Here is a 9,283-nt window from a genome sequence, read left to right as displayed (position 1 = left end):
GCCCGGCGCGGTCGGGGCGCTCCCGCCCGCGCCGGCCCGGGACTACCGCGGGGCGGAGTGCGCCCGATCACCCAGGGCCGAGGTGAACGCCCACGCATCGCGGACGATCGTGTGCAGGTCGGTCCGGGTGGGGGTCCACCCCAACTCGGTCATCGCCTTCTCGCTGGAGGCCACCAGGACTGCGGGGTCGCCGGCGCGCCGCGGTGCGACCACGTCCGGGATCGGGTGCCCGGTGACCTCGCGGCACACGTCGATCACCTCGCGGACGGAGAAGCCCTCCCCGCTGCCGAGGTTGAGTACACGGTGGACGCCGGGTCGGTTGGACTCCAGGGCCAGTAGGTGCGCGTCGGCGAGGTCGGCGACGTGGATGTAGTCGCGGACGCATGTCCCGTCCGGGGTGGGCCAGTCGTCGCCGAAGACCTTGATGTCGGATCGGTGTCCCAGGGCCACCTGCAGGACCAGCGGGATGAGGTGGGTCTCGACGACCCGGTTCTCTCCCACCGGACCGTGGGCGCCGGCCACGTTGAAGTAGCGCAGACTCGTGGCGGCGAGCCCGTGGGCCACCGCATACGAGGTGATGGCGTGATCGATCGCCAGTTTCGTGGCGCCGTAGGTGTTGGTGGGCCGGGTGGGCATGTCCTCGGTGATCGGGATCTGCTCCGGCTCGCCGTAGGTCGCCGCGGTGGACGAGAAGACGAGGTTGGTGACGTCGGCGGCGCGCATCGCGTCGAGGAGCGCGAGGGAGGTCACGACGTTGCCCTGCCAGTACTCCGCGGGCTTCTCCACCGACTCCCCGACGAGGGACCGGGCGGCGAAGTGCAAGACCCCGTCGAATCCCGGGTCCAGGACCTCGCCCGCCAGCGCGGCGACATCGCCCTCGATGAACGTCGCCTCCGCGGGGACGCCCGACCTGTTGCCGGTGGAGAGGTCGTCCAGGACCACGACCTCGTGTCCGCGCTCGACGAGCACGGTCGCGCAGACCCCGCCGACGTAACCCGCCCCACCGGTGACGAGGAGCTTCACGGGAGGATCTCGACCTGGATCGCGTGCGCGTGGTCGCCGTCGAGTTCCACGGTGTGACCGTCACCGGAGTCGAGTTCGACGAGGTGGCCCCGCCGGGTCGCGGTCACGGTCCGCAGTGGTTCCACACCGTGCGCGCGGAGCTCGGAGATGAGGTCGGTGTCGATCTGGACGTTCTCGCCGATCGCCTGGATCCGGACGCTGTGCGGGATGTCCGTGTCCAGCGCCGACAGGCGGGTGAACGCGCGATCGTTGGCCATCTGGGAGGTGTAGCCGATCCGGTCGAGCCCTGGAATGGGGTTGCCGTACGGTGACGTCCTCGGGTCGTCGAGTACCTCGATGAGGCGACGCTCCACGTCGTCACTCATGACGTGCTCCCATCGACACGCCTCGGCGTGGACCTTCTCCAGTTCCAACCCGATCACATCGACGAGCAGTCGCTCCGCGAGCCGGTGCTTACGCATCACGTCCACGGCCAGATCCCGGCCGGTCGTCGTGAGCTGCAGGTGACGGTCGGGCGCCACGTGTACGAGGCCGTCGCGTTCCATCCGCGCGACCGTCTGGCTCACGGTCGGACCGCTCTGCTCGAGTCGCTCCGCGATCCTGGCCCGGAGTGGGATGACTCCCTCCTCCTCGAGCTCATAGATGGTGCGGAGGTACATCTCGGTGGTGTCCACCAGGTCTTTCACGCTGAATCCTCCACGTCGGATCGTCGCAGGTAGTCGCTCCCGGTGGTCGACGGTCCCCTCCGGGTTCACGGTCGAGACTACCGCCGGGCCTCGAACCGGGGTGGGGAGCGGGCAATCGGGGGTCGGCTCGGGTCCCGCCGCGTAGATTCGTGGGGCGCGCATCTCGGTGTTCCCACCGGATGTGGGCCGCCGGGAGCGTCCCGGTGCGAGGGGAGGACGGGTGGCAATGGCCGGTATCCGGGACGGCGTCGCGGCCGCGGTGGTGTGGAGTCCCTCGCTGATGGAGTACCGGCACTCCGCCGATCATCCGATGAGTCCGCGCAGACTCGATCTGACCATGTCGCTGGCCACGGAACTGGGGGTCCTGCAGGGCGTCGAGATGCTGGACCCCGGGTGGGCGAGCGACGAGGAGCTGCTCCGCGTCCACACGTCCCGCTACATCGGCGCCGTCAGGGCGGCCGGCGACCTGCCGCCCGGGGAGCACTTCGGGATGAGCCACGGTCTCGGCACGGCGGACAACCCGACGTTTCCGGGCATGCACGAGGCGAGCGCCGCGGTGGCCGGAGGAACCTTGGCCGCAGCGCGGGCGATCGCCAGTGGCGCCGCGACGCGGGCGGTCTCCGTGGCCGGCGGCATGCACCACGCCATGCCCGCGGCCGCCGCCGGCTTCTGCGTCTACAACGACGCCGCGGTGGCCATCAGCTGGTTGCTCGACAACGGGTACGACCGCATCGCCTACGTGGACATCGACGTCCACCACGGGGACGGTGTCCAGGCCGCCTTCTACGAGGATCCGCGTGTGCTGACCATGTCCCTGCACCAGCACCCGGCGACCCTGTGGCCGTCGACGGGCTGGGCATCGGAGACGGGGGTGGGCCGCGCGGAGGGGACCGCGGTCAACCTGGCGTTCCTGCCGGCGGTCACCGACGGGCTGTGGATGCGCGGGTTCCACGCGGTCGTTCCCGGGGTCCTGCGGGCCTTCGAGCCACAGATCATCGTCATGCAGGCCGGATGCGACTCGCACCGCGAGGACCCGCTCGCCGACCTGTCCCTCACGGTCGACGGGCACCGCGAGTCCTACCTCCGACTCATCGCACTGGCGGACGAGCTCTGCGAGGGGCGGATCATCGCCATCGGCGGTGGGGGCTACGAGCTGGTCCGGGTGGTCCCGCGATCGTGGACCCATCTCATCGCCGCCGTCCTCGGCGTCCCCGTGGATCCGGGGACCCGGGTACCGGAGGAGTGGAAGGCCATGGCCGCCCGGTTCACCGTTCCGGACAGGGTCCCGCAGACGATGAGTGACGGCGGAGATCCCGCGCACACGCCCTGGGAGCCCGCCGGTGCCGATCGTGGGGGAGAGGTGGACCGGACACTGGCCCGACTCGACCAGTCGATCCTCGACACCCGCCGCTCGGTGTACCCCCTGCTCGGACTCGACCCGGACGATCCCCGGGACTGACCGCACCACCCCCGCGTCGCGGGTGCCCACCATTCACAACAGTTGTCTCATGGAGGACCACGATGGCCAACCCCGGTGACGGAACGACCGACGGCGGCGCCCCCGAGGGTGACGCGCCGGTCGTCAACCCGCCAGAACACGCCTCCACCGACACGGCGGTCGACGACTATCCGGAGGGCTATCCACACGAGTGGGCGGCGGATGTCCTGGGTTCCGACGGCCGGGCGGTGCGGATCCGGCCGGTCCTGCCCAACGACTCCGAGAAGATCACCCGCTTCCACGCCAGCCTCTCCGAGCGGACCCGCTACCTGCGCTACTTCGGCTCCCACGACGTCCTGTCGGCCAAGGAACTGCAGCGGATGACCAACGTCGACTACCGCGACCGGATGGCGTTCGTCGCGGAACTGGGCGCGGAGATCATCGGGATGGCGATCTACGAGAGGCTCCCGGACTCGACGTTCGCGGAGGTGGCGTTCACCATCTCGGACCAGCACCAGGGCCGGGGGCTCGGATCGATCTTCCTCGAGCATCTCGCGGGGTCCGCCGCCGAGTGCGGGATCGACCACTTCGAGGCGGAGGTGCTCTCGGAGAACCGGTCGATGATCCAGGTGTTCCGTCGGGCGGGGTACGAGATCTCGCGCTCCTTCGATGGATCAACCCTGCATCTCGAGTTCGCGATCGACCCCACCGAGGCGTTGACCAACGTCCGTAACGCCCGCGAGACCGCGGCCGAGGCGCGCAGCCTCGCGAGGGTCTTGACCCCCGCCTCGGTGGCGGTCATCGGCGCCTCCGACCAGGTCGGCAAGATCGGCCACACGGTCCTGCGCAACCTCATCGGGAACGGGTTCTCCGGCCCGGTGTACCCGGTCAACTCCGATGCGACCTCCGTGCAGTCCGTTCGTGCCTACGCCAGCGTCCGCGACATCCCCGACCCGGTCGACCTGGCCGTGGTGGCGGTTCCGGCCGCGTCCATGTCCGAGGTGCTCGACGACTGCCTGTCCAAGGGGGTCTCGACCCTCGTCGTGATCTCGGCCGGGTTCTCCGACGTCGGCAGCGCCGGAGTGGTGTCCGAACGTCGCCTGGTGAGCGAGGCCCGCGCCCACGGGATGCGGGTGGTGGGGCCCAACGCCCTCGGGGTGATCAACACCTCCCCCGACGTCCAGCTCAACGCCACCCTCGCCGAGGTGGTCCCGGGGCCGGGTCGGGCCGGGTTCTTCTGTCAGTCGGGTGCCCTGGGGATCACGATCCTCGCCGCCGCCGCCCGCCGGGGTCTGGGACTGTCGACATTCGTCTCCGCGGGGAACCGTGCGGACGTCTCCGGCAACGATCTGCTCCAGTACTGGGATACCGACACCGGGACCGAGGTGGTCCTGCTCTACCTCGAGAGTTTCGGCAACGCCCGCAAGTTCTCGCGGATCGCGCGCCGCGTGGCCCGCAACAAGCCGGTGGTGGTGGTGCGCCGGGCCGTCGACGACCTGGAATCGGGAGTGCAGGGTCTGACCGCCTCGGCCATCCGCGGACTGTTCCGCGACTCCGGGCTCATCCAGGTGGACTCCATCACCGACATGTTCGACACGGCGACGTTGCTCGCCTATCAGCCGTTGCCGGCGGGCGGCCGTCTGGCGATCGTCGGGAACTCGACCGCCGTCGGCCGACTGGGCGGGGACTCCGCGCGGTTGCAGGGATTCACCGTGGCGCACTCGGTCGACCTGGGCGCGGGAGCGCTACCCGAGGACTTCCGGGCCGCGATCGCCGACGTGGTGGCCCGCGACGAGGTGGACTCGGTTCTGACGGTGTTCGTGCCACCGGTGGCCACCGAGCCCGATGCCTACGCCGAGGCCATCCGTGCCGCGGCGGCCGACAGTTCCAAGCCGGTGGTGAGTACCTTCCTCGCCGGCGAGGGACTGCCCGAGGGGCTCACCATCACCGACGAGTCCGGCGTGGCCTCGCGGGGTTCCATCCCGTCGTACCCGTACCCCGAGCGTGCGGTGTCGGCGCTGGTGCGCGCCCGCCGCTACGCCGAGTGGCTGGACCAGCCCGCGGAGGAGCCGGCCGAGTACGACGACATCGACCGCGCCCGCGCGCGGGATCTCGTCGATTCTCTGTGTCACTCGAACGCCGGGAACGAGTCGTTCGAACTCACCCAGGGGCAGGTCCGGAGTCTGCTGGAGTGCTACGGGGTGGGGATCGTCGACTACCGTGTGGCGGTCGGGGTGGAGCAGGCGGCCATGGCGGCCGAGGAGCTCGGGTACCCGGTGGCGGTCAAGGCGATGGGGGAGAAGTGGCGGACCCGGAGTGACCAGTCCGGGGTCCGCCTGGACCTGACCGACGCGGGGGCCGTGCGTCACGCGTTCGACGACCTCAAGGCGACCACCGGTTCCCGGGCACTCCACGTCCAGAAGATGGCCACCAAGGGGGTCGCGGTGACGATCCGGGTGGCGGACCACCCGATCTTCGGCTCGCTCATCTCCTTCGGCCTGTCCGGGATGCTCTCGGACCTCCTCGCCGATCGCGCGTTCAGCACCCTGCCGATCTCCCCCTCGGAGGCCCGGTCGCTCCTCGACCGTCCTCGGGCCGCGCCCATCCTCGACGGATATGCGGGGGACACCCCGGCCGACAAGGACGCCCTGGTGGAGCTCATGGGCCGGATGTCGTGCCTGGTGGAGGACGTCCCCGAGCTCAGACGGCTGTCTCTCGACCCCGCGCTCGCGGCCCCCGACGGTGTGTCCGTGTTGTACGCACAGGTCCATCTGGGGCCGCCCCCGCGGTTCAGCGGGGACGAGGGCCCGCGGAGACTGCGCTAGCTGTCGGTACAGCCGGCGCGGCGTGCGCGGCGGGTCGGCCACTGCGCCGGCGCGGCTCGTCGCCCGGTCCGGACACGACGACGCCCCGGCTCCGGTGGCGGTGTGAACCCGCCTGACCGTGGAGCCGGGGCGTCGTGGTGTCCTCGTCCGGCCCGGACCTCAGACCGCGTAGGAGCGGAGCTTGTCGGCGCGGCGCCCTTCACGGAGCTTCGCCATGACCTCGCGCTCGATCTGGCGGACGCGCTCACGCGAGAGCCCGAAACGCTTGCCGATCTGATCGAGGGTGCGGGGCTGGCCGTCATCGAGACCGAACCGCAGTGTGATGACCTGCTGTTCGCGCTCCTCCAGCGTGGACAGGACCGCACGGACGTCCGAGTGCATGACGTTGGTGACGACCGTGTTCTCGGCGCTGGTGGCCTCGGCGTCCTCGATGAAGTCGCCCAACGGCGCCTCCTCGTCCGCGCCGACGGGCATGTCCAGGCTCACCGGGTCGCGCGAGTGGTCGAGCAACTCCTCGATCTTGTGCGCGGGGATCCCCGACTCCTCCGCCAGCTCGTCGAGGGTCGCCTCGCGACCGAGCTGCTGGTGGAGCTCCCGCTTGATGCGGGCGAGCTTGTTGACCTGCTCGACCAGGTGCACGGGGAGCCGGATGGTGCGGGACTGGTCCGCCATCCCCCGGGTGATCGCCTGGCGGATCCACCACGTGGCGTAGGTCGAGAACTTGAAGCCCTTGGCGTAGTCGAACTTCTCCATGGCCCTGATCAGGCCCAGGTTGCCCTCCTGGATGAGGTCCAGCAGCGGCATGCCGCGCCCCGTGTAGCGCTTGGCGAGTGAGACCACCAGACGCAGGTTGGCCTCGAGGAGGTGCGCGCGGGCGGCCTCGCCCTCCGCGACGATCACCTTGAGGTCGGCCTTCTTGGTGGGGCCCATCCGCTTCTTGGTGGCCAGGAGATGGGCGGCGTAGAGACCGGCCTCGATACGCTTGGAGAGTTCGACCTCGTCCTCCGCGTTCAGCAGAGCCGTCTTGCCGATCCCGTTGAGGTAGACGCGGACGAGGTCCGCGCTGGGGCTCTGGCCATCCGAATCCGCCTCCGTCCGACGGTCCGATCGGGTGGTGGCTGACGTCATGTCTCCTCCTCCTGCCGGCCCGGGGGATCAGAGTCGGCGGTCGGTTGCTGATGGACGGAACGGACGCGTGTCCGGGTCACGGTCACGTACTGCTACAACGGCGGGGGTGCCGGGAATGTTCCCGGGCCCATGACGTCCGTCACGACGTCCGGGAACCCGAGGTGTCGACGAGGACGGTGAACGGGCCGTCGTTCACGGAGCTGACCTGCATCATCGCGCCGAACGCCCCGGTCTCGACCTCGAGTCCCCGCTCACGGAGACCTCGCACCACCGCATCGACCGCGGCCTCGGCCCGAGCCCCGGGCGCCGCGCGGGACCACGACGGTCGGCGCCCCTTGCTCGTCGACCCCATGAGGGTGAACTGGCTGACCACCAGGACGGGCGCGCCGATCTCGACCGCGCCCGCCTCACCCGGCAGGATGCGCAGCTCCGCGATCTTGCGGACCATCGTGGCGACGTCCCCCTCGTCGTCGTCGGTCGACACCCCCAGCAGCACCAGCAGCCCGGCGCGGGGGAGTGCGCCCACGATCTCCCCGTCCACGGTGACCGACGCCTCGGTGACGCGCGTGATGACGGCCCTCACCCGCCCACCGGCCCCGGGGTGGCGGCGGCGCGGACGCCGGGCGGGAGCAGCCCGGGGACCCCGGCGGGGACGACGAAGCCGTGGAGGAACAGATCGGCCACGACCCTGCGCACGGGTTCCGCCAGCTCACCGGGGTCACGACCGGCCCCCGCGGCGGCGAGGACGACGAGATCCTCCAGGGGGAGCGCACCCATACGCGCCCCTCGGAGGACCGTCGCGGTCAGCGGGTCGATCTCGTGGCGCCAGCGTGCACCGGTGACGCGCTCGACCACCACCGACCCGGCCGGTGCAGAGGCCCCGGACGTCTCGTCCCCCGCGTCACCGGCGTCCGGTGCCAGACTCTCCGAGACGTGCAGGTGGACGTCGGGGGAGACGGTGAACACCGTCGCGTCCAGCGCCCGCTCCTGCCCGCCCTGTCGGTCCGCGGCCGCCCGCAACCACGCCATGCGCGCGAAGTAGGCCTCGGCCTCGTCCCCGAGCCCCTCGTCGAAGGGGTGGGTGAGGTCCTCGCAGAGCACCGACGACGCGCCGTCGATCCGCCTGAGGAAGACGTACCCGAACCCGACCCCGTCGACGCCCCGGTCCTCGAAGTGGTCGAGCCAGGCGTCCGCGGCGAGGGCTGTGGACTCGTCCCTCGGGTCCATGCCCTCGTCCGTGAGCCATGTCCAGACGTAGAGCTCCGGGTCCGAGGTGTCGCGACGGAGCACCCAGGCCTCCACCCCGTCGGAGGGGACCCACGACGCCACGTGGGTCCGCCAGTCGGTGTCCTGGCGTTCCACCCAGGAGGCCAGGATGACCGCGGTGCCGTCCCGGGTCAGGTGTTCGTGAGCCCCGGACACGACCGTCCGGCTCGCCCCGTCGAGGGCGAGCCCCGACTCGCGGTACGAATGGCCGGGCTCGGAGGGGCCCACCACGAACGGTGGGTTGGCGACGACCCGGTCGAAACGACGATGGGCGACGGGTTCGAACCAGGGACCGACGAGCAGTTCCCCGTCCAACCCGTTGATGGCCAACGTGGCGGACGCCAGGTCCAGGCACCTCGGGGTGATATCCGTACCCGTCGCCGTCCTCGCGGTCCCGAGGGCGTGCACGAGCTGGATGCCGCAGCCGGTGCCGAGGTCGAGGACCGAGTCCACGTGCGAGGTGGGTGTGATCCGGAGGAGGGACAGCGTGGCCTGCCCGACCCCGAGGACGTGGTCTGGCCTCGTGGTGGCGTGGGCCATCGACCCGTCGACGTCGGCGAAGACCCAGCGTGTGCCGTGACCGGTGTCCACGGGCCGGAGGTCGAGGAGCGCCCGGAGGGTCGCCTCCGGCGTGGTCTGACGGGTCCACAGTCCGGCGTCGATCCCGTCGGCTACGGGTACCCCGGGCAGGGCCGCCACGACCTCGCCCTCGGGGACCGCGTCACCCAGGATGAACAGCCGGACCAGGGTCCCGACCGGCCCGGCGGAGCGGGCGTGCCTGCGGACGGACGCCGGGTCCGAACGGGCGAGCGCCGAGACCGCCTCCGGCCCCAGTGCGTCCTCCAGTCCGGGCACCGTGAAGTGGCACTCGCGGAACGACTCCGCCAGTGCGGGGGCCAGGCGGGTGAGGGCGGGAA

The 9,283-nt window shown here is 70.9% G+C and carries 7 protein-coding genes; 2 read left to right on the top strand and 5 right to left on the bottom strand.

Annotated elements, in window-relative coordinates; all coding sequences use genetic code 11:
* Window positions 1-42: 42 nt before the first annotated feature.
* Window positions 43-1,023: a UDP-glucose 4-epimerase GalE gene (gene galE / locus G6021_RS04080; protein WP_182610774.1), complete on the bottom strand. Its 981-nt coding sequence runs from the start codon at window positions 1,021-1,023 to the stop codon at window positions 43-45.
* Entirely contained in the window at window positions 1,020-1,709 is a 690-nt protein-coding gene (locus G6021_RS04075; protein WP_179525206.1) for a metal-dependent transcriptional regulator, read from the bottom strand. The genes galE and G6021_RS04075 overlap by 4 nt, the downstream gene beginning before the upstream one ends.
* Window positions 1,710-1,935: 226 nt before the next feature.
* Between G6021_RS04075 and G6021_RS04070 the strand changes: the two genes are divergently transcribed.
* Window positions 1,936-3,168 (top strand): acetoin utilization protein AcuC, encoded by a 1,233-nt coding sequence (locus tag G6021_RS04070; protein WP_182610773.1) that lies wholly within the window; start codon window positions 1,936-1,938, stop codon window positions 3,166-3,168.
* 62 nt (window positions 3,169-3,230) lie between these two features.
* The gene (locus G6021_RS04065; RefSeq protein WP_182640717.1) at window positions 3,231-5,972 is read left to right on the top strand and encodes a bifunctional GNAT family N-acetyltransferase/acetate--CoA ligase family protein; all 2,742 of its coding nucleotides are present in this window, start codon (window positions 3,231-3,233) and stop codon (window positions 5,970-5,972) included.
* Between the two features lie 159 nt (window positions 5,973-6,131).
* On the opposite strand, the gene G6021_RS04060 is transcribed toward G6021_RS04065, so the two are convergent.
* The 3 genes from G6021_RS04060 to G6021_RS04050 form a co-directional block, all read right to left on the bottom strand.
* On the bottom strand, window positions 6,132-7,100 hold the full coding sequence (locus tag G6021_RS04060) for a sigma-70 family RNA polymerase sigma factor (RefSeq protein WP_179525209.1): 969 nt from the start codon (window positions 7,098-7,100) through the stop codon (window positions 6,132-6,134).
* A gap of 139 nt (window positions 7,101-7,239) precedes the next feature.
* Complete coding sequence (gene dtd, locus G6021_RS04055; RefSeq protein WP_179525210.1) at window positions 7,240-7,683, bottom strand: D-aminoacyl-tRNA deacylase; 444 nt, start codon at window positions 7,681-7,683, stop codon at window positions 7,240-7,242.
* Window positions 7,680-9,283: methyltransferase (locus tag G6021_RS04050; RefSeq protein WP_182640716.1), on the bottom strand; the 1,604-nt coding region annotated here is incomplete at its 5' end. The genes G6021_RS04050 and dtd, both read right to left, overlap by 4 nt.

The organism is Dietzia sp. CW19 (assembly GCF_014145265.1).
GTDB classification, from domain to species: Bacteria; Actinomycetota; Actinomycetes; order Mycobacteriales; family Mycobacteriaceae; genus Dietzia; species Dietzia natronolimnaea.
Note: the sequence above shows the minus strand (reverse complement) of the source record. Positions and strands in the feature narration are given on the sequence as shown.